At 39.3% G+C, this 24423-nt stretch carries 24 protein-coding genes and 2 tRNA genes; 17 read left to right on the plus strand and 9 right to left on the minus strand.

Annotated elements, in window-relative coordinates; genetic code table 11:
• The first annotated feature begins 1 nt into the window (after position 1).
• A complete protein-coding gene (locus B9Y81_RS11505; RefSeq protein ID WP_085537068.1) occupies positions 2 to 1135 on the plus strand; it encodes an efflux RND transporter periplasmic adaptor subunit in 1134 nt (377 codons plus the stop codon).
• Here the strand turns inward: B9Y81_RS11505 and B9Y81_RS11510 are convergent.
• Positions 1109 to 2143: a helix-turn-helix transcriptional regulator gene (locus tag B9Y81_RS11510; RefSeq protein WP_085537069.1), complete on the minus strand. Its 1035-nt coding sequence runs from the start codon at positions 2141 to 2143 to the stop codon at positions 1109 to 1111. The two genes, B9Y81_RS11505 and B9Y81_RS11510, sit on opposite strands and share 27 nt — an antisense overlap.
• A 195-nt stretch (positions 2144 to 2338) precedes the next feature.
• On the opposite strand from B9Y81_RS11510, the gene B9Y81_RS11515 reads away from it, so the two are divergent.
• Complete coding sequence (locus B9Y81_RS11515; protein WP_085537070.1) at positions 2339 to 2605, plus strand: hypothetical protein; 267 nt, start codon at positions 2339 to 2341, stop codon at positions 2603 to 2605.
• 69 nt (positions 2606 to 2674) lie between these two features.
• Positions 2675 to 3982, plus strand: coding sequence for an RtcB family protein (locus tag B9Y81_RS11520; RefSeq protein ID WP_085537071.1), 1308 nt, complete (start codon positions 2675 to 2677; stop codon positions 3980 to 3982).
• Positions 3983 to 4018: 36 nt separating this feature from the next.
• Here B9Y81_RS11520 and B9Y81_RS11525 read toward each other — a convergent pair whose 3' ends face one another.
• Complete coding sequence (locus tag B9Y81_RS11525; protein ID WP_085537072.1) at positions 4019 to 4381, minus strand: winged helix-turn-helix transcriptional regulator; 363 nt, start codon at positions 4379 to 4381, stop codon at positions 4019 to 4021.
• Between the two features lie 143 nt (positions 4382 to 4524).
• Between B9Y81_RS11525 and B9Y81_RS11530 the strand changes: the two genes are divergently transcribed.
• From B9Y81_RS11530 to rarD, 6 genes are all read left to right on the plus strand, one after another.
• On the plus strand, positions 4525 to 5295 hold the full coding sequence (locus tag B9Y81_RS11530; RefSeq protein WP_245832440.1) for an EFR1 family ferrodoxin: 771 nt from the start codon (positions 4525 to 4527) through the stop codon (positions 5293 to 5295).
• A gap of 577 nt (positions 5296 to 5872) precedes the next feature.
• Positions 5873 to 6094 carry a helix-turn-helix transcriptional regulator gene (locus B9Y81_RS11535; protein ID WP_085537074.1) on the plus strand — a complete coding sequence of 74 codons (222 nt, stop codon included), beginning with the start codon at positions 5873 to 5875 and terminating at the stop codon, positions 6092 to 6094.
• Complete coding sequence (locus tag B9Y81_RS11540) at positions 6091 to 6426, plus strand: HipA N-terminal domain-containing protein (RefSeq protein ID WP_085537075.1); 336 nt, start codon at positions 6091 to 6093, stop codon at positions 6424 to 6426. The genes B9Y81_RS11535 and B9Y81_RS11540 overlap by 4 nt, the downstream gene beginning before the upstream one ends.
• Positions 6416 to 7375, plus strand: a complete 960-nt coding sequence (locus B9Y81_RS11545) for a HipA domain-containing protein (protein WP_085537076.1) — start codon at positions 6416 to 6418, stop codon at positions 7373 to 7375. Before B9Y81_RS11540 ends, B9Y81_RS11545 begins: the two co-directional genes overlap by 11 nt.
• 58 nt (positions 7376 to 7433) lie before the next feature.
• Positions 7434 to 7739: a DNA alkylation repair protein gene (locus tag B9Y81_RS11550; protein ID WP_245832441.1), complete on the plus strand. Its 306-nt coding sequence runs from the start codon at positions 7434 to 7436 to the stop codon at positions 7737 to 7739.
• Positions 7708 to 8610 carry an EamA family transporter RarD gene (rarD, locus tag B9Y81_RS11555; RefSeq protein WP_085537077.1) on the plus strand — a complete coding sequence of 301 codons (903 nt, stop codon included), beginning with the start codon at positions 7708 to 7710 and terminating at the stop codon, positions 8608 to 8610. The genes B9Y81_RS11550 and rarD overlap by 32 nt, the downstream gene beginning before the upstream one ends.
• A 376-nt stretch (positions 8611 to 8986) precedes the next feature.
• Here the strand turns inward: rarD and B9Y81_RS11560 are convergent.
• Positions 8987 to 9059, minus strand: a tRNA-Lys gene (locus B9Y81_RS11560).
• Between the two features lie 81 nt (positions 9060 to 9140).
• A complete protein-coding gene (locus B9Y81_RS11565) occupies positions 9141 to 10286 on the minus strand; it encodes an AI-2E family transporter (protein ID WP_085537078.1) in 1146 nt (381 codons plus the stop codon).
• 53 nt (positions 10287 to 10339) lie between these two features.
• Here B9Y81_RS11565 and dacB point away from each other — a divergent pair, with 53 nt between their 5' ends.
• The 4 genes from dacB to B9Y81_RS11585 all read left to right on the plus strand — a co-directional run bounded on the left by dacB (position 10340) and on the right by B9Y81_RS11585 (position 14142).
• On the plus strand, positions 10340 to 11824 hold the full coding sequence (gene dacB / locus B9Y81_RS11570; RefSeq protein ID WP_085537079.1) for a D-alanyl-D-alanine carboxypeptidase/D-alanyl-D-alanine endopeptidase: 1485 nt from the start codon (positions 10340 to 10342) through the stop codon (positions 11822 to 11824).
• A gap of 106 nt (positions 11825 to 11930) precedes the next feature.
• Positions 11931 to 13088: a TlpA disulfide reductase family protein gene (locus tag B9Y81_RS11575; RefSeq protein ID WP_085537080.1), complete on the plus strand. Its 1158-nt coding sequence runs from the start codon at positions 11931 to 11933 to the stop codon at positions 13086 to 13088.
• Positions 13089 to 13264: 176 nt separating this feature from the next.
• Positions 13265 to 13735, plus strand: a complete 471-nt coding sequence (greA, locus tag B9Y81_RS11580) for a transcription elongation factor GreA (protein WP_085537081.1) — start codon at positions 13265 to 13267, stop codon at positions 13733 to 13735.
• Between the two features lie 11 nt (positions 13736 to 13746).
• Positions 13747 to 14142 (plus strand): HIT family protein, encoded by a 396-nt coding sequence (locus B9Y81_RS11585; protein ID WP_085537082.1) that lies wholly within the window; start codon positions 13747 to 13749, stop codon positions 14140 to 14142.
• A gap of 214 nt (positions 14143 to 14356) precedes the next feature.
• On the opposite strand, the gene B9Y81_RS11590 is transcribed toward B9Y81_RS11585, so the two are convergent.
• Positions 14357 to 15463, minus strand: a complete 1107-nt coding sequence (locus B9Y81_RS11590; protein ID WP_085537083.1) for a PspC domain-containing protein — start codon at positions 15461 to 15463, stop codon at positions 14357 to 14359.
• 4 nt (positions 15464 to 15467) lie between these two features.
• Positions 15468 to 15794 carry a PadR family transcriptional regulator gene (locus B9Y81_RS11595; RefSeq protein WP_085537084.1) on the minus strand — a complete coding sequence of 109 codons (327 nt, stop codon included), beginning with the start codon at positions 15792 to 15794 and terminating at the stop codon, positions 15468 to 15470.
• Positions 15795 to 15987: 193 nt separating this feature from the next.
• Here B9Y81_RS11595 and B9Y81_RS11600 point away from each other — a divergent pair, with 193 nt between their 5' ends.
• The 3 genes from B9Y81_RS11600 to B9Y81_RS11610 all read left to right on the plus strand — a co-directional run bounded on the left by B9Y81_RS11600 (position 15988) and on the right by B9Y81_RS11610 (position 19120).
• Positions 15988 to 17796, plus strand: coding sequence for an AMP-dependent synthetase/ligase (locus B9Y81_RS11600; RefSeq protein WP_085537085.1), 1809 nt, complete (start codon positions 15988 to 15990; stop codon positions 17794 to 17796).
• A 45-nt stretch (positions 17797 to 17841) separates the two neighbouring features.
• Positions 17842 to 18967, plus strand: a protein-coding gene (gene prfB / locus B9Y81_RS11605; protein WP_139822918.1) for a peptide chain release factor 2 whose coding sequence is annotated in 2 segments (ribosomal slippage) — positions 17842 to 17904 and positions 17906 to 18967 — 1125 coding nt in all. Because the reading frame shifts where the segments join, the coding sequence is not laid out codon by codon here.
• A 79-nt stretch (positions 18968 to 19046) separates the two neighbouring features.
• A tRNA-Ile gene (locus B9Y81_RS11610) sits at positions 19047 to 19120 on the plus strand.
• 1201 nt (positions 19121 to 20321) lie between these two features.
• Here B9Y81_RS11610 and B9Y81_RS11620 read toward each other — a convergent pair.
• The 3 genes from B9Y81_RS11620 to surE form a co-directional block, all read right to left on the minus strand.
• Entirely contained in the window at positions 20322 to 21062 is a 741-nt protein-coding gene (locus B9Y81_RS11620) for a NigD1/NigD2 family lipoprotein (protein WP_085537087.1), read from the minus strand.
• Between the two features lie 102 nt (positions 21063 to 21164).
• Positions 21165 to 22298: a lipid-A-disaccharide synthase gene (gene lpxB / locus B9Y81_RS11625; RefSeq protein ID WP_085537088.1), complete on the minus strand. Its 1134-nt coding sequence runs from the start codon at positions 22296 to 22298 to the stop codon at positions 21165 to 21167.
• Between the two features lie 3 nt (positions 22299 to 22301).
• Positions 22302 to 23072, minus strand: coding sequence for a 5'/3'-nucleotidase SurE (surE, locus tag B9Y81_RS11630; protein ID WP_085537089.1), 771 nt, complete (start codon positions 23070 to 23072; stop codon positions 22302 to 22304).
• A gap of 264 nt (positions 23073 to 23336) precedes the next feature.
• On the opposite strand from surE, the gene B9Y81_RS11635 reads away from it, so the two are divergent.
• On the plus strand, positions 23337 to 24422 hold the full coding sequence (locus B9Y81_RS11635) for a metallophosphoesterase (RefSeq protein ID WP_085537090.1): 1086 nt from the start codon (positions 23337 to 23339) through the stop codon (positions 24420 to 24422).
• The last annotated feature ends 1 nt before the right edge of the window (position 24423 follow it).

Genomic DNA, 24423 nt, shown 5'->3' on the forward strand with positions numbered 1-24423 from the left:
AATGAAAAGATATTCTTATATACTATTTGTGTTGGCTATTGGTTTTTTTAATTCCTGCGGAGGAGAAAACAAATCAGCGGAGGAACAAAGCGCCGATCAAGAAAATACGGCTGTTATAGAAATTACTCAAGAGCAGTTCAACGCGATGAAAATGGAGATTAACGCTTTACAGGAAAAAGAATTTGACAATACCGTAAAAGCATCAGGCAGAATAGATGTGCCGCCTAAGAATAGGGCGAAAGTAACCTCTTTTGTTGGCGGATATGTTAAATCAATAGCTTTGCTTGTCGGCGATAAAATAGCTAAAGGACAACCTCTCCTGACGCTCGAAAGTCCGGAGTATATCGACCTGCAACAATCGTATCTGGAGATAGCAGGGCAAATGAAATACTTGGAATCGGAGTACGAAAGACAAAAAACACTGTTCGACGAAAAGATATCTTCCCAAAAGAAATACCTCGAAGCAGAAAGCACCTACAAGCGGGCAAAGTCTACTTATGAAAGCCTTCGCCAAAAGCTGAACATGCTCCGCATCAATCCGTCGGAGGTGGAACAGGGAAAATTCTCTTCCTACATTACGGTCTATTCTCCTATTTCAGGAGATATTACAGCTATCAATGCTAATGTGGGTATGGCCGTTTCACCTGTCGATGTGATTATGGAGATTGTGGAAACACAAGCCATGCATCTGGAATTAGCGGTATTCGAAAAAGACGTGTTTAATCTGAAAACCGGATTAAAAATCAGATTCACCGTGCCACAAGTAAGTTCGGAAGAGTTCGAAGCGCAAGTCACCCAAATAGGAAAATCGGTAGGAGGAAATGACCGCGTTATCAATGTATATGCGTCATTGGATGCTACCGCTAAACAAAAACTGCTGACAGGAATGTTTGTAGAGGCACAACTTGTTGCCGCCTCCCGAAAAGCCTTATGCGTGCCTTATGATGCTATTACCACAGAAGAAAACAACAACTTTCTACTGGTTTTGGAGTCAGAGAAAGAAGATGTTTACATTTTTCGGAAAACATTAGTCAAAACGGGCGAGAGAAATGGAGATTGGATAGAAATTATTCCGGATAGCAAGTCTACTACCAGTACAAAAATATTATCAAAAGGAGTCTATGATGTAATGTGATTCATCATACAATTCCTTAGCCAACCTATATTTCCAACCCATAAAATCAACCAATGATTGTGGAGAGAGAATTTTGATAGAATCTACAAAACCGAAAAATTCTCGCTGCAATTCCAAATTGACAACAACATTTATTTCAAAAGTTTTTGAGCCATCATCGTGTTCTTCAATCACTTTCTGACTTTTGTGAAATGGCTTAGTCAATACATAAGGTGTATTCTGCTTGTCAACCCAGAAACGAACAGTTTCGGTCTTCATCCCTATGTTTTTGGTAACACCCACTAAATCGTCAAAAAAAGTTTCAGGATCGAATAAGTTGTTTTCTACGAATCTTTCTTTTTGAGCAGTCTCAATTGTTTGTATTCTATCCAGAGCCAGATTGATAAGTGAGTTTTTTTTTCGCCCAAATACAAACCAGCGGTTGCGATACTCTTTTAATAAATAAGGATGGAAGAGGAATATATTTGCTGATCGAGCCTTGAACGAGCGGTATTTGATACGTAACACTTCTTTATGTACAATAGCATTGTAAATGATATCCAAATGATTAAGACCTTTTAGTCCTTCGTTCTTTTCAAAATCAATTACAGGAATAGTTTTTTGCCGTGCCGAAGTTACATGATCTTCCAACCTACTGACAATATCTCCCATATCTGAAAAATAAGAGAATCCTTTGAATTGTCTGAGAACCTCCACTGCTTCCGACATGGTTCTCAAATCCTGTTCTGACAGTGGTGTATTGGTTATGCTGTAATTCTCATCCTCATACATATAGTATTTATTGTCATATACGACAATAGGAGCATTATATCCCAACTTCTCGCTGCGCATCATTTGGATATCCATTTGCACAGTACGTTTGCTGATACCTTTATCTATACCCTCATATTCATAGAGAGCATCCGAACAAGCATCTATGAGATCTTCGAGTGTCCAACGGCGATATTTGTTTCGAAGGCAAGTGTCTATTGTTTTGTAGCGGATTAAGGCGTTACGATTTATCGGCATGATATTAGGAATGAATATTATTCCAAAAATAATAAAAATAAATTTACCTACGCAAAAAGAATGCGTATCGTGTATTTTCCTTTGTATCGTCAAACAAAGAAATCATTAACAAATTGCCCTTGTAGTTTAAAAGGAAAAGCCTACGAAAAAAGATTGCGAGTCCAAATCTCATCAGGGGTATAAACAAGAACAATTATGGAAAAGAAATATAAAGAATTGCACAAGAAGATTGATGAAATACTTTGGAACGACTGGGATCCGATAGGAGTAAATGACATTGAATGTATTAGAAACGAATATTCATCCTATGTTCCATATATAGTGAATTTAAAAATGAAAGGTGCTGATGTAGAAAAAATCACAAGACATCTCTTTCATTTAGAATCTGAAAGTATGGGAATGAATGGCAATATAGAACGTTGTAAAGAAATTGCACAAAAAATCATAACATTAAAGAGCTGAGTCACGATACGAAAAAGCATTGTGTTCTAACTAATTAACTTTGTAACAATTAATAAAAAACAGCAAATCATGATAAGATTAAAAGGAAAATATAACCAAGATTGTAAAATATTCTTGGAAGAAGTTGAAGACGGAGCTATCCAATTAGTACAAAATATCTTAAATCACGAAATATCGGAAGGCGTGCAAGTACGCATCATGCCGGATACCCATGTAGGAAAAGGAATCGTGATTGGTTTTACAATGCCAATGACTACCATGATTAATCCGAACTATATTGGTGTAGATATTGGCTGTTCGGTAACCAGTTATAAGTTAAACAAACGGTTTGATTTGGAAGATCTTCCGCAAGTGAACAAGCAAATCCGTAAAGCGATTCCAATGGGACATAATATCCGAAAAGGGAAAGATTTTAACTATTGGTGGGTAGAAGATTATTTAAAAACCGTTACTGCAAACGTAAATAATTTTCAAAATGAATGGAATAAACGTTTTTCGGATAGTAAAGAAGCTATCACCGTAAATCAAGAATATATTACCGATTTGTGTCAAAAAATTGGAATAAGTGAAAGAATGTTCTATAACTCTGTAGGCACATTGGGTGGCGGTAACCACTTTATTGAGGTAGGAGAATCGACTATAGACGGTTCACATTTCCTTACTTTACATTCCGGTTCACGAAACTTTGGTCTGAAAGTATGTAACTACTATGCAAAAAAAATGGCTGTAGCCAAATTCAAACCGCAGGAGTATCATGACGAATTTAAGGATATCACGAAAAACACAGTTCCAACATCTGATATTCCTATTAAGTTAGCCGAATTAAATGAGCGATATGATGTGGGTAAAAAAGAGCTGTTATTGCAAGGTGACGATATGTACGAGTATTTGGTAGATATGGTTATTGCGCAGACCTATGCCGAGTATAATCACCATGCGATGGCACACGCTATTTTTGTCGGGTTGCGAGATGTGAAAGCTGTGGAACGAATACACTCAAAGCATAATTTTATCGACCCGCAAGACTGGATTATCCGAAAAGGAGCGATTCGCGCCTACGAAGGCGAAAAAATGATTATCCCTTTTAATATGCGAGATGGACTGTTGATCTGTGAAGGAAAGAGCAATGCTGACTGGAACTGTTCGGCGTCACATGGTGCAGGACGAATGTTGGCTCGTAATAAGGCCTTTAAAACCTTAGATATAGAAGAGTTCAAAAGCGAGATGGAGGGTATTTATTCTACTTCGGTTTGCGGTGCTACACTTGATGAGGCCCCTATGGCTTATAAAGACAAAGATCTCATTATAAACGCAATTCAGGACACTGCAGTTATTCTCGATACCGTTAAGCCGATACTGAACATTAAAGCGAATTAGGAAACTTAATCCCCCCCAAAAATCAGGATATTGAAACTATAACATTCGAGCCTGCGCTTTTTTTATCTCATCAATATGCGCATAGGCCCAATCTGCAAAACGTTCAATTAACGGCAATAAATCCAGACCTAACGCTGTAAGTTCATATTCCACTTTGGGGGGAATTTCCGGATACATTTTTCGTTTCACAAATCCATCTTTTTCGAGTAAACGAAGTGTACTTGCCAATACTTTCTGTGAGATATCAACAATACATCTATTCAATTCATTAAATCGCATTTTCCCGTTTTCACCTAAAGTAATTAATATAATCATTGACCACTTATTACCGAAATGCTCCATAACTATCCTGAACGGACAATTTTCCGTATAGGGATATTTTTTCAAAAATTGTTCCATTGTAAATTCTTGTACTTCAATAATTCAAACTTGCAAGTAAGTGACTATCCTCTTTGTAAGTTATTGTTTTTCAATCCATGAGTGAATACTTTTATGCTTTCTAAAAGTAAGTAACTTTATCATTATACGCAAACAAAATGAATATGGAAACAAATGAAACAATTACAATCTACTATTTTACAGCAACAGGAAATAGTTTGACAACTGCCTCTGTAATAGCTTCCCGGTACAAACAATCAAAATTAGTGAAAATAAACAGGCTGAATGTAGCAGAACATCCATACTCAGCTATAGTCGGATTTGTTTTTCCGGTCTATATGGGAGGAGTGCCGCCTATAGTCTATAGTTTTTTGAATAATTTTCCATTCCGAAAAGATGTATATTATTTTTGCGTAGCCACTTACTATACCTATAAAGGCAATACGTTATCAGTTGTAAACAAGATAACAAAAAACAAAGGAGTCTGTTTGAATTATGGGAACTATGTACCTACGGTGGGAAATTGTCTGAAAGAGTATGAAGTTTCTGCGGTAAAAAGACCCGCCATATTAGAACGTGCAGATGCAATTACAAATAAAATTGCGGATGCTATAAAGGTGAAAACGGATAAACGCCTCCCGAAACATTGCGGACTATCCGAAAAATTACATAAAGGTCTGTTTAATCTCTTTTTTAATGACACCTATAAAAAATTCATATTGGAAAATAACTGTATTGGATGTGGAATATGCAGTAAAGTATGCCCTGTAGATAATATAGTTATAAATAACAAGCAACCTCAATGGGGTGTAAACTGTGCGTCATGTCATGCTTGTGTACATTGGTGCCCTAAAAATGCTATCAGTTTAGGTAAATCCAAAGGACGATTGCAATATCATAATCCCAATATAAGAATTGAAGATTTATTACATTAAGCCGGTTTTCAAAAGAAAAATACGGACTAAATTGAACACCCGGCCAACAATAAGTATTTTGCATTTTTTAAGTTAAAAATAGGACTAAATATGCTGCTTTTTGAAAATTCTATATACTGCTGATAATCATACTATTAGATACACCCAAAAACATAAAGGTTATTTTTCCGAAAATAAAGGATATCTTTTTAAAAATAAAGGATATCTTTTCAAAAAGATAGTATTATAAAAAACAGCCTCCGTTTCATGCCAAAATTGAATTGTTAATTCCACACGCCAACCGAATTTTATTTTGAACCGGAAGACCCATTTTTATCATCAAAAAATGATACAGAAAAAAGAAGATGTCTCACCGAAGCGAGTCGTATATCTCCTACTCAGCAATACAAGCCGGTTTGCATGATGCCTAAAAAGTATTTCTTGAGTTAAACGGTGATTGCATTTCACTATTTTTCTGCAGTTTTTTATTAAATCATATCCCCTAAAAGGTATAATAACTATTTTAAAAACACATTTTATACCCTAAGAGGTGTATTTAAGTATTTATTTACTATATTAGCACCCAAAGGGTATAATTATGGAAAATCTGTCATTGTCAGCGTATGTTAAGCAAAAGCGAAAGCAATATGACTTAACACAAGTGGATCTCTCCGAAAAGGCCGGGGTGGGACTTCGTTTTGTGCGTGAACTGGAACAAGGCAAACAAACTTTGCGAATGGACAAAGTCAATCAGGTATTAAATCTATTTGGCGCTGAACTCGCACCTGCTCCAATGGATAGAAGCAAATTAGAATTATGAAACAGGCCGAAATATTTATGCGGGATAAGTTGGCAGGAATGTTAACTGAAGATGAGAATGGTTTCACTTTCCAATATAACCCCGATTACTTGAATAGTGGGGATTCGGAAGCGATTAGTTTAACTATGCCTTTGAAAAACGAACCTTATAAAGACAAAGTATTGTTTCCTTTCTTCGATGGGTTAATACCTGAGGGCTGGCTTTTAGTTATTGCCGAACGTAGTTGGAAAATCAATCAACGAGACAGAATGTCTTTATTATTGGCTTGCTGTAAAGATTGTATCGGAGCTATTAGTGTTATTCCTGCAAATATAGATCGCAATGAAGAATAGATGTTTGTATTGTTATCAGTCCTTGAAAGATGGGCAAATAGACTTTCATCCTGCTTGTGCGAAAAAGATATTCGGAACAACAACAGTTCCCGAACTACCATATACAAAGGAAAATATTTCGGTATTGGCAGAAGAGGTTGTGCGTAGCCAAACAACAATAACCGGAGTACAGCCTAAATTGTCTTTAGACATAGAATCAACAGACAAGAAGAGTGAGCCGAAACGTTTTACCATTGTAGGCTTGTGGGGGAGATATATACTGAAACCTCAAACGGATATGTATCCGAACTTACCGGAATTGGAAGATCTGACGATGCATCTTGCCGAAATAGCAAAGATTAGGACTGTACCACATTCATTAATTCGTTTTTCAGATGGAGAGCTTTGCTATATCACTCGTCGTATAGATCGCGATGAGCAAGGAAATAAATTTCCAATGGAAGATATGTGTCAACTTGCTGAACGATTAACCGAATATAAATACAAAGGTTCTTATGAACAAATTGCTAAGTTAATCTCTAAATATTCAAATGTACCTATATTAGATTTGGTCAATTTTTGGGAGCAAGTATATTTTTGTTGGTTAACCGGAAATTCGGATATGCACTTGAAGAATTTTTCAATATACAGTACCCAAAAAGGCATATATTCTTTGACTCCGGCCTATGATATGCTTTCGACAAAGCTTGTGATGCCTGAGGATAGGGAAGAATTAGCCCTCACACTCAATGGTAAAAAGAGAAAGCTCAAACGTGCAGATTTTGAAGCAGCTTTTGCCAAATCGGGTTTGGACAAAAAAGTAGGTGGGAATATCTTTCTTAAATTTGAAAAGATTATTCCGCTGTGGTCAGCGCTTATTGATAGGTCATTTTTGAGTGAGGATATGAAAGAGGTATATAAGGGGCTTATCCGAGATAGAATAATGGGCTCTAAATCGAATAGGGGTTGAAGAAAAAGAATCTCACGCAAACTTTTTCCGGTAAAGGACAGAACAAGTTCGTCAAGCATTGATTGTCTGTATCGACGAAAAGACACTAGCCACAAGCTCCCGGTTCTTTAAAGAAGGAGAGGCCGCCAAAGTACATGGTGTGAAAATGACAGATATAAGTAAAATAGGCAAAGAGAGTTTTAAGCAAATAAAAGAATTACCTAAGCAAAAGATATTTGATCTATGCGGGGATTTGTGGAAGTCCGGCTATTTGGAAGAATCGGTTATTGCCTGTATCTGGGCAGAATCATTGCACAAACAGTACGAAGAAACAACTAAATTAAAATGCAGATATGAAATTCAGCAATGTACGACTTATAACTAAATCTGACACATCCGAATACAACAGGGGTTTAGCACTATGTACAGCATGTTACGTACTTTGGGGTATTTTTCCGCTATACTGGAAATTGTTAGAAAACGTACCGTCGCTTTTCATATTGGCTAATCGTGCATTGTGGTCGGCTATTTTCCTAACGATATTTTGTGTTATATGGAATCGCAAAACATTTATCCGTGTTATTTCGAATAGAACAATTGTAAAACACATGTTGCTTTCTGGTACGTTGATTACAATGAATTGGGGTACATTTATTTATGCTGTTAATAACGGATATCTGATAGAGTCGAGTTTGGGTTATTATATCAATCCGTTGGTAAATATTGTGATGGGTATGGTATTTTTTAAAGAGCGGCTGAATCTTTATGAAAAAATATCGGCAACATTAGCTTTTGCGGGAGTTATGTATATGACATTCAGTTACGGCTCTCTACCCGTTATTAGTCTTGCTTTGGCGCTTACATTCAGTTTGTATGGTGTTGTAAAAAAGAAAGCAGGATTGCCAGTTGTGTCGGCTTTGGCGCTTGAAAATATTATGATATTGCCAGTTGTATTCATTTATTTTACATGGACATTTGCAAATACTCCTGAAACATTTCATAATTTGACCGTAACCGAAACGGCACTTCTTGCAACCGGAGGACTTGTTACTGCTGTTCCGCTACTGATGTTTGCCAAAGCAGTAAAGTCCATATCTTATATAACTGTTGGATTTTTACAATATATCGGTCCTACTTTACAACTTATAATCGCAGTTCTTGTCTTCCATGAGAAATTCTCATCTTCGCATTGGATATGTTTCGGATTAATTTGGGCTGGTCTGACAGTCTTTACATTTAGTACCGTTAGAAAATAGATCAGTCGGAACAGCCGGTTGGCAACGAGTATTTTGTATTTTTTGAGTTAAAAATAGGGCTAAATATGCTGTTTTTGGGGAATTCTATATATTGCTGATAATTAAACCATTAGATGCGCCCAAAAACATAAAGGTTATTTTTGAAAACATAAAGGATATTTTTAAAAAAATAAAGGATATCTTTTTAAAAAGATAGTATTATAAAAAACAGCCTCCGTTTTGAAGACTAATTTGAATTGTTAATTCCACAAACCAATCGGGTTTTATTTTTGAAAGGAAGAGGATTTTTACAATGATTCAAGAAGTGATAACAACAATATAGCTAACGTGCAAAAAAAAATAGGGCAACCCTAAAGGGAAGCCCTATTTTTTTGAGTGATCCGCCTGGGGTTCGAACCCAGGACCCCATCCTTAAAAGGGATGTGCTCTACCTGCTGAGCTAGCGAATCATCCTGTGCGTTACTTCTGTAATGCGGGTGCAAAGATATGGGTAATTTTTAAATATACAATACCTTTGGCATTTTTTTTACCTATTCATCGCCACTTTTTAGTATTTCTTCTTGCTTTTCCTTAATTGAGGCTTCTAATTTGCTATTGTTTTCCATCAGAATAAATCGCTTGTAATAGGATAAACAAAGTGTTGTTAATGGAAGTGCAACTATTAATCCGATAAAACCAAGCAATGTTCCCCAAACGGATAAGGAAAGAAGTATAATCGCCGGATTTAAGCCCATTGCCTTTCCCATAATACGGGGAGTAAGGAAAAGGTCTTGTATAATTTGCACAATGATTAATACTAAAATGCCTGCTCCGAGAATAAGCCAGAAGTTCTCTCCTGTTTCGGTCGATTTCAGCAATGCCAATAACAACATAGGGATTATACCAATTGTTTGCAAATAGGGAACAAGGTTTAAAACGCCCATAAATACGCCAAGGGTGATCCCCAAGGGAAACCCAACTATTTTAAATCCGATAGAAAATAAGATACCTACACAAAAAGCGATTAGCGCCTGCCCACGGAAATAGCGATTCATGCTCAACTCTACATCGTCGGCCAGACCTTTAATGAACGGGCGGTAATTGGAAGGGATCAGTTCTTTCCATCCATTTGCTATTTTTTCGTAATCCAGCAAAATAAATATGAAGTACAGAAATATGATAAATACGATTGTTATACTTACTAAAACGGAAAAAGTGTTAGAGAGTAGAGTCCACAAGCGTGGAGCCAACTGCTTTACGGCATTCAGAATATTCTCCTTGCTAAGCAGATCCATTAATTCGGAGAGGTTAACGTTATTTCGGATATAGAGCAGCCACTCTTCCGGAATAAACGGGATATATCCGCTGCCGGAATTATGAGTATTTAATAATAGAACGATACGCTCTATTTCTCCGGTCATTGAAGGTATGAGGATGAGAACGCAGGCTATAAGAAGTAATAGATTAGTCAGAATCACAGCTATAATGGCTAAAATCCGACTTTTCAATTTAAGCTTGCATTGAAAGAACCGCACAAAAGGTTGCATAAGGTATGCCATCAACCAGGCAATTAAAAAGGGAAGCAGCGCGTTACGTAAGATAGTCAACGCATACAGGAGTCCGGCTATTGCCAGAACGCCGAATACGATCCGAGAAACCCGGTCGAATGTAAAAGGCTTGTCAAACAGCGAATTCATACGTAGAACTTTTTTATCTTTGTTCTATACAAAGATAGAAGAAAGATACCTATATGGACAAGATATACATCATTTTATTCTCGCTGACAATCAGTATCTGTTTTACCGCACCGTTGCGAGGTCAATCGCCCCAGCCTGTGAAACGTTTTCTGGCTTTGCCGGAATTGGAAGGTGCTTCTTTTTCATTATTAGTAAAAGATGTTGAAAGTGGAGCGGTTGTATATAACCATGATGCTGAAAGAAGCCTGACTCCCGCTTCTGTGATGAAACTAATAACAACCGCAACCGCATTGGAGGTATTAGGTGAAGATTTTCGTTTTGAAACAGTGTTGGAGCATGATGGCGAAATAAGAAACGGGGTTTTACACGGAAACTTGTATATTCGAGGAGGAGGAGATCCCACGCTCGGCTCGTCGTTCTTCGCGGAAGACAGGAATGCTTATCATCCGGACAATAACACCTTTTTACCTCAATGGGTTGACGCATTGACTAAAGCGGGTATTCACACAATCAACGGAAGCGTAATTTCTGATGAACGAATTTTTGACAACGAAGGTGTTTCCCGAAAATGGGTGTATGAAGATATGGGGAGTTATTATGGAATGGGCAGCTACGGCATATCTGTGTTTGACAACCAATACAAATTAGTGCTTCGCACGGGCATTTCCGGAGGAAAGCCAACGATAAAGCACACGCTGCCGGCAGTGAAAGGATTACGATTCAGGAATTACCTGACCTCTTTGAATGTAAGCTCTGACAGTTCTTACATTATGGGAATGCCGCTGATGAATGAGCGGTTTTTATACGGTATCGTTCCATCAGGGAAAGAGAGTTATATTTTACGGGGCGACATTCCCGACCCGGCACTATTCTTAGCAGAATATGTCACTTCCGGACTCTTTAAAGCCGGATTTGAAATAACAGGCTCGCCTTCCTGTTTTCGTATTCTTGAAGAAAATGGCGATATTCCCACAAAAGCCCGAACCAAGATTCACGTCACCCACTCACCTACTTTAGCTGAAATTGCAGCAGTAACCAATGAAGTAAGCCATAACCTGTATGCAGATGCCTTGTTGAAAACCCTGGGACTGACGTATTCCGCCTCGAAGCACGAAAGCATATCTTCATTTGATCGCGGAATAAAAGTGCTGCTTCAATTTTGGGAAAAGAAAGGCTTAAAAACTTCCGTATTGCAACTTTATGACGGCAGCGGACTGGCAGCAACTGATAAATTGACCACCGCCTTTATTTGCGATCTGTTAGTGTATATGAAAAATGAATCACGCGTCGGGAAAGCCTATATAAATAGCATTCCCCGTGCCGGAGTGGAAGGTTCGGTTCGTAATTTCATGAAAGGCAGTCGTCTGCAAAATGTTGCCCGATTGAAAAGTGGAAGTATGACAGGAGTCAAGACCTATGCCGGCTACATAACGAAAGACGATCATACGTTTGCCGTAGCTTTGATGGTTAACAGCTATCCCGGAGAAGGTCGCCGGGTAGTAAAAGCGATAGAACAAGTACTGCTTTCCCTTTTTTGACAACCATTTATCTCTTTCATTGACTTATGAAACAAATACCTTTACTTGCCTTATGTATATATATGGTAAAAAATGTATATTTGCATCCATAATAAAAAGAAACTAAATGAAACACTTATCCTCGTTGTTGTTTATCGTGTTAAGCTCAGTGTGCCTGATTTTAACAGGTTGTAGTGACTCCTCCAATTTTACGGTAAAAGGGGTTGTATCAGGTGGAGATAAACAGATGCTATATCTGGAAAATGTAGGTATATCTACAGTTACCGTATTGGATTCTGTTAAACTTACACAGCCGGGAAAGTTCAAATTTAAATATCCAAAACCGGAAAATCCTGAATTTTACCGATTAAGGCTCAACAATCAGCTAATCAACTTCTCGGTAGATTCTACTGAAGTACTTGATTTTATCGCTGATGCCGGAACATTCGCGACTTCTTATGCCGTAGAAGGTTCGGAAAATGCTAAGGCTATTAAAAATATCACCTTGGCTCAACTTGACGCGAATCTTGAAATAAGCAAACTCCGAAAAGAATACCAAGCAAACGAAATAGCCGACACACTCTATAGTTCAAAAGTGTTGGAAGCAGCAGAAGCGTATAAAGAGGTTGCACGTAAATACATCTATACAGCACCAATGTCTGCAGCAGCCTACTTTGCCTTATTCCAACAAGTAGACGGTTTGTTGTTTTTTGATTTATACGACAAAAATGACTCTAAAGCGTATAGTGCGGTAGCTACCAGCTACGATCATTATTATCCGGGTAGTGCAAGAAGCAAACATTTACACAATCTGGCCTTACAATCAATCAAAATAATCCGCGGTCAAAGACCGATCAATATGGATGAGATAGAAGCGAAAGAGGTTAATTTTATCGATATCGAACTACCTGACCTGAAGGGACAACAGGTAAAACTTACTTCGATAGCCAACGGATCTCCGGTGCTTGTTAATTTCACAGCTTACCAAACAGAATGGTCTCCTTCTTTAAACATGAAACTGGGAGAACTCTACGAGAAATACACTCCTCAAGGATTTAAAATTTATCAGATTTCCTTAGATACCGACGTGCACTTCTGGATGAACGTAGCGACAAAACTACCTTGGACTTGCGTACGTGATCCACAAAGCGTTTACTCGCAAACCGCCGCGTTATATAACGTAAAGCAACTACCGGCTATATTTATTCTGGACAAGAAAGGGAATCTTGTAAAACGCGTAGAAGACATCAAAACATTGGACGCCGATTTGAAGTCCGTGTTGTAATAAACGGATAAAACAGAGCGTTTTGTGTTGTAAAGCATTGGGAGTCTTTTGGTAACCAATGAACTTATTCGTATATTTGCATTATGTGAAAAAATAAGAAGAGTTCCGATCATTGGATTTGGTCGGGATTCTTTTTTTATTGTAAATAATTTAACAAACAGATAGGAGATTTTTATATGGCAGTTACTTATATGACAGAAGATGGCTACAACAAACTGATAGCTGAAGTAACTTATATGGAAACGGTAAAACGCCCTGAAATATCAGCACAGATAGCTGAAGCTCGTGACAAAGGAGATTTATCTGAAAACGCAGAATACGATGCGGCTAAAGAAGCACAAGGCTTGCTCGAAGCAAAAATAGCTCAACTTAAAAGCCTGATAGCTAATGCTCGCCTGATAGATGAGTCTCGCGTTACAACGGATGAGATCCAAATATTGAACAAGGTGAAGATCAAGAACGTTAAAAACAATGCGGTAATGACCTACACCCTTGTATCTGATTCGGAAGCAAACCTGAAAGAAGGAAAAATTGCGATCAGCACTCCGATTGCGCAAGGATTGTTGGGCAAGAAGAAAGGCGAGATCGTTGAAATATCAGTACCTTCCGGTGTGATGAGTTTTGAAATTATGGATATTTCTATTTAATACAGAAAAACATGGCAACGATTTTCAGCAGGATTATCAATGGCGAAATACCCTGCCATAAAATAGCGGAAAACGAAGAGTTTTTTGCCTTTTTGGATATAAATCCAATTGCTACAGGACACACGTTAGTTGTGCCTAAACAAGAAACTGATTATATTTTTGATCTCGACGAAGGCCTGTTAGGCCGGATGATGGCTTTTGCTAAAAAAGTTGCCATTGCCCAGCAAAAAGCAATACCCTGCAAGCGGGTAGGACTGACGGTTATCGGACTGGAAGTTCCGCATGCACATATTCATCTTGTACCGATTCAAAAAGAATCGGATATTTACTTTGGCAAAGAAAAGCTAAAAGTCAATGCAGATGAGCTGACTCATACCGCTGAAGCGATCAGATTGGAATATAAATAACGAAGTAAACTTTTTAATAGATAAGTTTTTGTCTATATTTGCAGCCGTATTTGCGGATAATATTTACTATTTAAGCAAATATTTGACGAAATAAATTGATTCATTAGTGGTTTTTACTCATAAAATTTGTTAACCTTGAAAAAAGGCCCCTCTGAGATAGAGCGGCCTTTTTTATTAATCTAAAATTACACAACATTATAATGAACAGCTATTATCATAGCGCGATTCTAAAATTAGTCGGGATATTATACCAGTCTCCCCAAAAAGGCAAGCCAAATCTGACAGCCAGAATTATATTAGTCACCAATGCAATGATCCAAAGAATGAGGAAAGTCCATTTTACACTGTTTGCAACCGGCTTGAATTTGAAAATTTGACCGAGTATCGTATAAACGATCACTACTATCGGAATAGCAATCATGAAGATCGTGCAAAGACTGGCTACCAACAACAAACTTTCCGGATATACATCAAATGTTCCCCAATGCACATTAGGCAATATTGAGTAAAGAATGCCGAAACCTCCTCCAAAAACAAGTGCTATCGCAACGATAACCAACACAAAGAGTGCTATAAGCAATGGCGGGAATAGAATGATAGCAATAAGCACCAAAGCAATTTTCAGTATAATTCCTACTATTGAGACAAAAAGATCAAGCATCTTTTTGAAAAACGTTCTGGGCTTTTCCGAGTTCATGTAGTCGTTCACGTTATCCGATACTTTTTCAAAACCATCGGTAACTGATTTGCCTATATTCTCAACCGTTACACTTTGTCCTTGCATCTGTAGCTTTTCGGTGGCCGTTCTGGCTTCCGGAATGATAATCCAAAGAAGGATATATACAGGAACAATGACTCCTTGCGTTAGAAATACCAACAAGATTAGCGCGATACGTACCAGACTGGTATCCCAACCAAGGAAAGCAGCCAAACCACCGGCAACACCACCCATCATCCGATCATCCGGATTTCTGAACAGCTTACGATGTACAGTCTGCCGGTCTTTTTGTCCGCCTGCTTGGGTATCATTGCTTTTCTGCTCAGTTGCTGCCTCATCAGCTTCGAAAAGCTCTTCGGGCTTACCCATTCTTTTTATTACTTTCTCAACCTCTTCCAACGTGATTACTTCGTAACCTAATCTGATCCGCTCTCCAAACAATTCGGAAATACGCATCTCAAAATCATTCATAATCTCGTCCGAACCCTCTTCCTGTTTGAAGTGGATACGCAGGTTGGATAAATATTTATCTAATAGCTGATATGCATCTTCATCAATGTGGAAAACTACGCCTCCCAAATTAACCGTAAGTGTTTTTTTCATCTGTTTAATTGTTTCTGATGTGATTGATTGTATCATTTAATTCCTGCCACGAAAATTCCAGTTCCCCTAGAAACTTTTCCCCCTTATCAGTTAATTGGTAGTATTTCCTGGGCGGTCCCTGCGTGGATTCAATCCACTGGTAGCTCAACAATTCGCTATTTTTCAATCGGGTTAGAAGAGGATATAATGTGCCTTCAACCACGATAAGCTTAGCCTCTTGCAGCTTCTGAATAATATCAGAAGTATAAGCCGGCTCTTTTTTCAATAGCAAAAGGATACAATACTCTAAAGTACCCTTTCTCATTTGTGATTTAACATTCTCCGCATTCATCTTTTTATATTTACAATACAAAAATATGTATAACCTACGTACTATGCAATACATACTACTATATTTTCAGTTATTTTAACTACACAGCAGTCGTTTCTGCACATAAACGAGTGATCTGTGTAAAATAAAATAGTAATTAGAAGCATATTAAGTACATATAACCTATTTTTGTGATAGAAATTAAATTTTTAGAATTATGATTTACCATCTCGCTGAATTAGTTCATAGACAGGCTGAAAAATACGGTTCTCGTACCGCGTTGAAATATCGTGATGACAAGAATGGAAAATGGCTCAAGATTTCCTGGCAGGAATTTGCTGAAACCGTATTACTCACAGCTAAGGCTATGGCCGAGTTTGGAGTAGAGGTGCAGGAGAACATAGGCGTTTGCTCGCAAAACATGCCCCAGTGTTTATACGCCGACTTCGCGGCTTATGCCAATCGAGCAGTATCAATTCCGCTTTATGCCACAAACTCTCCGGCTCAGATCTCATTTATTGTTCATGATGCACAGATACAGACCCTTTTTGTTGGTGAGCAACTGCAATACAACAATGCGTTTAAAGTGCAAAAGGAATCAGACTGCTTGAAGCGTCTTATTATATTTGATCCGGAGGTAAAGCTGAATCCTGAGGATACGACCTCCATCTATTTTAAAGATTTTCTGCGATTGGGAGACAATACGCATGCGGAATCAACCGTCCGGGTAAGAATGAACGAAGCCAATGCGGAAGACCTGGCAACAATCATCTACACTTCGGGCACTACCGGCGATTCAAAAGGCGTACTCCTATATCATGAGCAATACCTGCAAGCCATGCGAATTCATACGATGCGTTTGCCGTATGTTACCGACAAGGATCTCTCTATGTGTTTTTTACCCCTAACACATATCTTCGAGAAAGCATGGGTTTATTACTGTATTGTTCGCGGCTCAAGAGTAGCGATCAATAAGGACCCCAAGATGATCCAGAAAACATTGCCGGAGATTCATCCTACCATGATGTGTAATGTGCCCCGCTTCTGGGAGAAAGTATACGTTGGTGTACACGAAAAAATAAACAGCTTCTCCCCGCTTATGCGCAAATTCTTTTTTCACGCCATTAAGATAGGACGAATCCATAACCTGGAATATAAAAATAAAGGAATCACTCCTCCGTTAGGATTACGGATTAGTTTTGCTTTTTATAATAACACAGCTTTCATGCTACTTAAAAAAGTGCTCGGTATAGATCGCGGACGTATATTCCCGGTGGCCGGTGCTCCTCTGGCAGACAAAGTGAATGAGTTCCTTCAGTCGGTTAACATTCCGATCATTTACGGATATGGATTAAGCGAAACAACAGCAACCGTTTGCTGCTACAACCCGACAGGTTTCATTATCGGATCCATTGGCGAAATTATGCCTGAATTAGAAGTGAAAATCGATGAAACAAATAATGAAATCCTGATTAAAGGAAAAACAATAACGCCCGGATACTATAAGCGCCCGGAAGAAAACAAAAAACTATTCACAGAAGATGGTTTTCTGCGTACCGGTGATGCCGGATACATGAAAGACAACGTGCTCTATTTCACCGAACGAATCAAAGATCTTTATAAAACTTCGAACGGAAAATACATTGCCCCACAAGCAATTGAAGGACTTATCAGCAGCGACAAATACATCGAACAGATTGCGGTAATCGGAGATGAGCGAAAGTTCGTTAGTGCACTTATTGTGCCCGTTTATCCTTTGTTGGAAGAATACGCTGAGCGGAAAGGAATTGCGTACAACAGCCGGGAGGAATTGGTAAAAAATACAGAGATTCACCGGATGATCGAATCCCGTATTGAAGAGTACCAGCGCAACTTAGCTTCTTACGAACGAATCAAGCGATTTACGTTACTGACTCAACCTTTTACCATGGAAGGAAGAGAACTAACCGATACATTGAAGCTTCGCAGAAACGTAATCAAGGAAAAGTATGCCACTCAGATAGATACTATGTATGAGGAGTAAAAGGATTTCACTATCTTTGTGCCCACAAATCAAAATGAAACAAATATGATTACAGCAGACCAACTACATTCTGTGTTGGAGCGCAAGGAAGCGCTGAGGGGGTACCTTTGACATCGATAACAAGAAAATACAATTAGAAGAAGAGGAACTTCGTACACAAGATCCCGGCTTTTGGGAAGACTCCAAGCGTGCGGAAGCACAAATGAAAATTGTAAAGGAGTTAAAAAAGTGGATCGAACTTTATGAAGACGTAGATGCGGCAGCCGAAGAACTTCAGTTGTCTTATGAATATATCAAGGAAGAGATTATAACCGAAGAAGAACTTGATACCGCATATTCGAAGTGCTTTTCTTTAGTTGAAGCCCTGGAATTCAGAAATATGCTTCGTCAGGAAGCTGATCAGATGGGCTGCATACTGAAAATAAACTCAGGAGCAGGAGGTACCGAAAGTCAGGATTGGTCATCCATGCTAATGCGTATGTATATGCGCTGGGCAGAATCAAACAATTACAAACTAACAATCAGCAACCTTCAAGACGGTGATGAAGCCGGAATCAAGACTGTTACCATGCAGATTGAAGGTGATTACGCCTATGGTTACCTGAAAGGCGAAAACGGCGTACATCGTTTGGTGCGAGTTTCACCCTACAATGCACAAGGTAAACGTATGACTTCTTTTGCATCCGTGTTTGTTACTCCATTGATTGACGACACCATCGAGATTGAAATTAACGCGGCAGACTATACCTGGGATACCTTCCGTTCAGGAGGAGCAGGCGGACAGAACGTAAACAAAGTGGAAACCGGAGTACGTTTGCGCTATAACTACAAAGATCCTGACACAGGTGAAGTACGTGAAATTCTGATAGAAAACACCGAAAGTCGTTCGCAATTAGGCAATCGTGAAAACGCAATGCGCTTGTTACGCTCCATGCTATACGATATAGCCCTTCAAAAACGAATGGCCGAACAACAGAAAGTTGAGAATAATAAGAAGAAAATTGAATGGGGATCACAAATACGCAGTTACGTGTTTGACGACCGCCGTGTAAAAGATCACCGCACCAACTACCAGACCTCAGATGTGAATGGCGTAATGGATGGTGAAATCGATGGTTTTATCAAGGCCTACCTAATGGAGTTTGCCGCAGAAGAGAATACAGAAAAGTAGTCTTTTTTTAGGCCAACTCTTGCATAACAAGATAAAATGTCGTAATATTGCACCCGATTTCAGAGCCAGTCTCTGAACCGGTCCTATAGCTCAGTTGGTTAGAGCACCTGACTCATAATCAGGGAGTCCCTGGTTCAAGCCCAGGTGGGACCACAAAAAAAGCACTTACAGAAATGTAGGTGCTTTTTTTGTGTCTTATCCATTACGTTTCCATAACAGTTCAAAAGGTCACATTTTCTTAAAAAAATCACCATTTTTCCAGGCAATTATGGACACTAAAAACAATAGCCGGATTAATACATCCTTTATGAAAAAAAAGATAACCTTTATATTTCAAAAAATAAAGGTTATTTTTTGGAAAATAAAGGTTATGTTTTTCAGGGTGTCTTTAGTGCTGATTTTCAACAACTTGCAAAACCCTAAAAAAGCAGGTAAACGCACCCCTATCTGAATGAAAAAAAGGAGAGATTTTGACAACAAGAAAAGGCGGTTCCTACCCGGCAAAGAGCGCGATGCCGCGCCAAGCGGCGAGCCGTGAAAAAAAACGGCCTCACTGGATGAGCGTTAAAAAAAACACGGAGTGAGAGCGTTAAAAAAAAATCGTTGTTTGAGCGCAGCGAGTTTCGATTTGTTTAGCGAGAGCGCAGTGTTTTTTAGCGAAGGAAGTGCAGTCTTGATCTTTTTTGCTTCGTTTTTTGGATCAAGCCAAAAAATGAAGTGGGGTCGCAGGAGTGAAACCCCTTAAAACCCTGTCCCATCCACTGTCACCCAGAGCTTGTCGAAGGGTCTCATACCAAGTGGTTACAATCTAATTACGCCATTTGCAGAGATCTCTCCACTTCGGTCGAGATGACAAGGGAGGGGATGGTCGAGATGATAAAGAAGTGGTTGGAATCAAACCGTTAACCATTGTCATCTTGAGCTTGTCGAAAGATCTCATACCGTCTGGTTACAATCTAATTATGCCAGTTGCAGAGATCTCTCCACTTCGGTCGAGATGACAAGGGAGGGATGGCCGAGATGATAAGGGATGGATGGTTGAGATGACAAAGAAGTGGTTGGAATCAAACCGTTAACCATTGTCATCTTGAGCTTGTCGAAAGATCTCATACCGTCTGGTTACAATCTAATTATGCCAGTTGCAGAGATCTCTCCACTCCGGTCGAGATGACAGGGGAGGGGTGGTCGAGATGACAGGGAGGGTGATTGGATTGGAAAATAGGGAAATCGATGTTCGTTGAGATTCGCTGATCTGATATTTTGATTGAGATATAATATAACAAAAGAGAGCCATTCTCACAATGACTCTCTTTCTAAACTAAATGATATAAAATAAAAGTTATGTGGGAAGGTGTTATTCTAATCCTTCGTGAAACACATCCTCAAAATACGTAGCGTTACGTACTTTTTGTTTAGTTGCAAATTTGATATTGTATATCTTATCTCCGTCAAAAGTTTTTACCTTTACTGTAATGGTTGTACTGTCCGGAGTTAAAGAATCAGGAACTGCTTCGAATTCGGGCAATCTGAATGCTACCAGGTCGCCACGTAAATAACCCGGAGATGGGTCGTCGTAGGCATTATGTCTTAATTCATATACTAATGATGAATTATCTTCAGCTGAAGGAATCAGGTTGACGAAATGTTTCTTTACACCTCCGAAATAAGCCTTCAGATAAACATTCAGATAATTATCACCTGCCCAAATTGCACTAAGCTCTATGGGGTCTGTGCCGTAAATGGAATCATTCTTGGCTCCTTCGTTTTCGGCGATATCTTTTGTGAGAATGTCGTCTATCCGATTGATTTTTACCCAATGATCATACCCGTCTTTCTCATCACTCAGAATCGTAAAGTTAACCAAAGCGCGTTGGTTTTCTTTCGGTTTGTAGTTGAGATAAACTGGAGCCGCGGGCCAAAGTGTTGTTCCGTCATCTAATCGTAAATAAAAGCTTGTATCACTAATAGGAACAACAGTAGCAAGATCAATCCAAAAACTGTCTAATGATTTGCCGTCATCATCAAGGCATGAATAAAAAAGCGTGGAACTAAGTGTTACGCCAATCATCACTAAAAATAACTTCACTGTTTTCATCTGTTTTACCTCTTTTTGTCGTTTTACATAAAGGAAGATGATAAAGTGAAACAGACTGCTGCATTTCAGTTAGTTAAAAGATGTTAGGCGGAGATTCCGTTTTCAACGGTTAAGGGCGGTGTAGATTAATGAAGCTGTTCGTGAAGAAGCACCCGGATCGCCTAAAGATTCAATTACCTGATCGTATCCGTTGAGCATTCGCATACGGTATTCGGCATTATTTGCCAGCAAATCAAGCTCTTTGCTGATCGCTTCTTTTGAGAAACGCGCGCCGAAGAGTTCCTGAACAATCTCATGGTCGGCCACAAGGTTTACCAAAGAGATGTATTTCGTATGAAAAAAATGACGGAACACAAAGCTAACCAGCTTTCCCACCGGTGTATAATAGCACACTACCTGCGGAACACGGAACAAGGCGGTTTCGAGTGTTGCCGTTCCGGATGTAACCAACGCCAGACTGCTTTGTGCCAACAAGGGGTAAGTAGCGTCAAAAATAACACGAGCCGATGTTTCACTTATAAAATCTTGGTAATACTCCGGGTCAATTCCGGGAGCACCGGCTATTACGGGTTGTAATTCGGGGAAACGTTCGGCAACTTTCAGCATGGTGGGCAGATTATCTTTGATTTCCTGTTTCCGGCTTCCTGCCAATAAAGCCAAAACAGGCTTTCCCTCCAATGCGTATTTCGCTGAAAACTCAGGGAAAGTTTCAGTGTAACCATTTTTAAACTCGCTAACCGAATCGACGGTAGGATTTCCTACATAATCCACCTTGTAGTTCAGGCTCGCGAAAAAAGCCGGCTCAAAGGGGAATATGCAAAACATCCGGTTTACATACTTGCGGAAAGACTTGATCCGGTATTGTTTCCACGCCCAGATTTTGGGAGATATATAATAATGTACGGGGATATTCAATGTGGTTCGGACGTATTTTGCTATTTTCAGATTAAAACCGGGGTAATCAATCAGTATCACTACATCCGGTTTATAATGTTGGATATCTTTTTTGCAAATATCCATATTTCTGAAAATAGTACGTAGGTTAAGCAGTACCGGAATAAAGCCCATATAGGCCATTTCGCGATAATGCTTTACCAGCGTTCCTCCGATAGCCTGCATCAGGTCGCCTCCGAAGAAACGAAAATCCGCTTCCGGGTCTTCACTCTTTAGCGCACGCATCAGGTTCGACGCGTGAAGATCTCCGGAGGCCTCTCCGGCTATCAGATAGTACTTCACGATTTAATCTTTAATTATATCCGTTAGTTTTTCTATAAAAGAATAATCCGTTACATCAATTTTACACGGTACAACGGAGGCATAACCGTTTTCAAGTGCTAACGTGTCATTGTCTTGTTGGATTGGGCGAGTGTTTTCGAAATTGCCCGAAAGCCAATACACCGTTTCGTTCCTTGCATTGTGAGAATGCACAAATTCGTTTGTCCAACGCCCTTTAGCCTGGCGGCAAACTTTCATTCCCTTCACATGAGGCATATCGGGAACATTCAGATTCAGATAAACACCTTCCGGCAAACGGGTTCTCAATATGCGACGGGAAAGTTTACGTGCAAAACGGCAGCTTTCAGTAAAATCAGCATCCGGATTAAGATCGGTAAGTGAAACACCGATGGAAGAAACACCGAATATACATCCCTCAGCGGCAGCACCCAGCGTTCCTGAATAATGCACGCAAACAGCTACATTTGTTCCATGATTAATACCGGAAACCAATAGGTCCGGCTTGCGGTCCAGCACTTCATTGATAGCCAGTTTCACACAGTCTACAGGGGTTCCGGTACAACTATAAACAGTCAGATCGTCTTCTTTTCTCACCAACCGGTACGTTATGGGAACCTGAGATGTGATGGCACTTGCCATTCCCGACCGGGGACCGTCCGGCGCCATTACTACTAATTCACCTAAGTCTTTTAAACACACAATCAACTCATTAATCCCTTTTGCTCCGATACCATCATCATTGGTAATTAAGATAAGGGGTTTCTCTTTAGCCATGTCGTTTCCTGATTTTATTTATTGAGGTAAAGATACGTAATTTCACCTGAACATAAAATAGGGCATTTCTACACAATAATCGTCTGCCTTAGTTCGGGCAAACGAGCAATCTTTTTTATTTCGAACTTATTCTTGCAAAAGAAATTAACTTTACGTCCTGAAAATTTGTTCTTAGTCAGAACGAGTTTACATTAATTGTAAAAACGAGTACTATAGCATAGGATACGAATATGTATCTTTGTCCGATTATTTAAAATAGCCCATATGCCAATTATTTTTTTCCTTATCATCGGTTTGTATCTAATCGGTAATTTCTATATCTATTTCAGAGGAGGGCAAGCCCTGACTAACTACCCTACGGGAGTTAAAGTGTTGTTGAGTTTGTTATTCTGGAGTGGTGCGCTCTCGCTTATTTTCACCTTTTTAGTAAGAAGAGTCAATTTATCCATGAAATTTCTGTCTTTCACACACGAAGTAGGAAGTGCCTGGTTGGTATTTACGCTTTATATGGTTCTGTTTCTTATCTCCTTTGATTTGATCCGATTGTTTTACCGTCCGTTCGCTTATGGGTTTCATCTGGCTTTTGCATTTACACTATGCCTGTTGAGCTATGGCTATTACAACTATAAAAATCCGAAATTACAGGAATACGATCTGGTTATAAACAAACAGGCGGAAGTTTCGACACTAAGAGTAGTTGCGGTAAGTGATATTCATCTGGGGTTTGGTACGGGAAAAGCAACGCTGAGCAAGTATATAGATAAAATAAACGAACAGAAGCCTGATCTGATCCTGATCAGCGGTGACTTGATCGACAATTCGGTTCTCCCCTTAAAGGAAGAACACATGGAAGAGGAGCTAAACAAGTTGAGTGCACCGTTAGGTGTTTTCATGGTGCCGGGTAATCATGAATATATTTCGGATATAGATGAAAGTCTGGCTTTTCTAAAAACCACCTCCATTCAAGTGTTGCGTGATTCGGTTGTGAGTCTGCCCAATGGTGTGCAATTAATCGGGAGAGACGACAGGCATAATCACCGCAGAAAGCCTTTGCGTGATCTGGCTGAGCAAGTTGATCACTCAAAACCCGTCTTGCTGCTCGATCATCAGCCTTATGACCTGGATAAGACAATAAAGGCCGGTGTTGATCTCCAGTTCAGCGGACATACACACCGCGGACAAATTTGGCCGGTCAGCTTGTTGACTGATCGTTTATTTGATATTAGTTATGGCTACGATAACAGAGAAGGTACGCATTTCTATGTATCTTCGGGATTGTCATTGTGGGGGCCGCCTTTTCGTATCGGCACAGATAGTGAATTGGTTGTGTTTAATCTAAACTTCAAATAGA

This window comes from Massilibacteroides vaginae (assembly GCF_900178525.1).
Lineage (GTDB): Bacteria > Bacteroidota > Bacteroidia > Bacteroidales > Tannerellaceae > Massilibacteroides > Massilibacteroides vaginae.

Bases quoted from the DNA above. Each gene is read 5' to 3' on its own strand.
- B9Y81_RS11635 (WP_085537090.1), top strand. From the start codon at position 23,337: ATGCCAATTATTTTTTTCCTTATCATCGGTTTGTATCTAATCGGTAAT.
- B9Y81_RS11510 (WP_085537069.1), bottom strand. From the start codon at position 2,143: ATGCCGATAAATCGTAACGCCTTAATCCGCTACAAAACAATAGACACT.
- B9Y81_RS11505 (WP_085537068.1), top strand. From the start codon at position 2: ATGAAAAGATATTCTTATATACTATTTGTGTTGGCTATTGGTTTTTTT.
- B9Y81_RS11540 (WP_085537075.1), top strand. From the start codon at position 6,091: ATGAAACAGGCCGAAATATTTATGCGGGATAAGTTGGCAGGAATGTTA.
- B9Y81_RS11520 (WP_085537071.1), top strand. From the start codon at position 2,675: ATGATAAGATTAAAAGGAAAATATAACCAAGATTGTAAAATATTCTTG.
- B9Y81_RS11590 (WP_085537083.1), bottom strand. From the start codon at position 15,463: ATGAAAAAAACACTTACGGTTAATTTGGGAGGCGTAGTTTTCCACATT.
- greA (WP_085537081.1), top strand. From the start codon at position 13,265: ATGGCAGTTACTTATATGACAGAAGATGGCTACAACAAACTGATAGCT.
- B9Y81_RS11595 (WP_085537084.1), bottom strand. From the start codon at position 15,794: ATGAATGCGGAGAATGTTAAATCACAAATGAGAAAGGGTACTTTAGAG.
- B9Y81_RS11575 (WP_085537080.1), top strand. From the start codon at position 11,931: ATGAAACACTTATCCTCGTTGTTGTTTATCGTGTTAAGCTCAGTGTGC.
- surE (WP_085537089.1), bottom strand. From the start codon at position 23,072: ATGGCTAAAGAGAAACCCCTTATCTTAATTACCAATGATGATGGTATC.
- B9Y81_RS11545 (WP_085537076.1), top strand. From the start codon at position 6,416: ATGAAGAATAGATGTTTGTATTGTTATCAGTCCTTGAAAGATGGGCAA.
- B9Y81_RS11585 (WP_085537082.1), top strand. From the start codon at position 13,747: ATGGCAACGATTTTCAGCAGGATTATCAATGGCGAAATACCCTGCCAT.
- B9Y81_RS11620 (WP_085537087.1), bottom strand. From the start codon at position 21,062: ATGAAAACAGTGAAGTTATTTTTAGTGATGATTGGCGTAACACTTAGT.
- B9Y81_RS11515 (WP_085537070.1), top strand. From the start codon at position 2,339: ATGGAAAAGAAATATAAAGAATTGCACAAGAAGATTGATGAAATACTT.
- dacB (WP_085537079.1), top strand. From the start codon at position 10,340: ATGGACAAGATATACATCATTTTATTCTCGCTGACAATCAGTATCTGT.
- B9Y81_RS11565 (WP_085537078.1), bottom strand. From the start codon at position 10,286: ATGAATTCGCTGTTTGACAAGCCTTTTACATTCGACCGGGTTTCTCGG.
- B9Y81_RS11535 (WP_085537074.1), top strand. From the start codon at position 5,873: ATGGAAAATCTGTCATTGTCAGCGTATGTTAAGCAAAAGCGAAAGCAA.
- B9Y81_RS11525 (WP_085537072.1), bottom strand. From the start codon at position 4,381: ATGGAACAATTTTTGAAAAAATATCCCTATACGGAAAATTGTCCGTTC.
- B9Y81_RS11530 (WP_245832440.1), top strand. From the start codon at position 4,525: ATGGAAACAAATGAAACAATTACAATCTACTATTTTACAGCAACAGGA.
- rarD (WP_085537077.1), top strand. From the start codon at position 7,708: ATGAAATTCAGCAATGTACGACTTATAACTAAATCTGACACATCCGAA.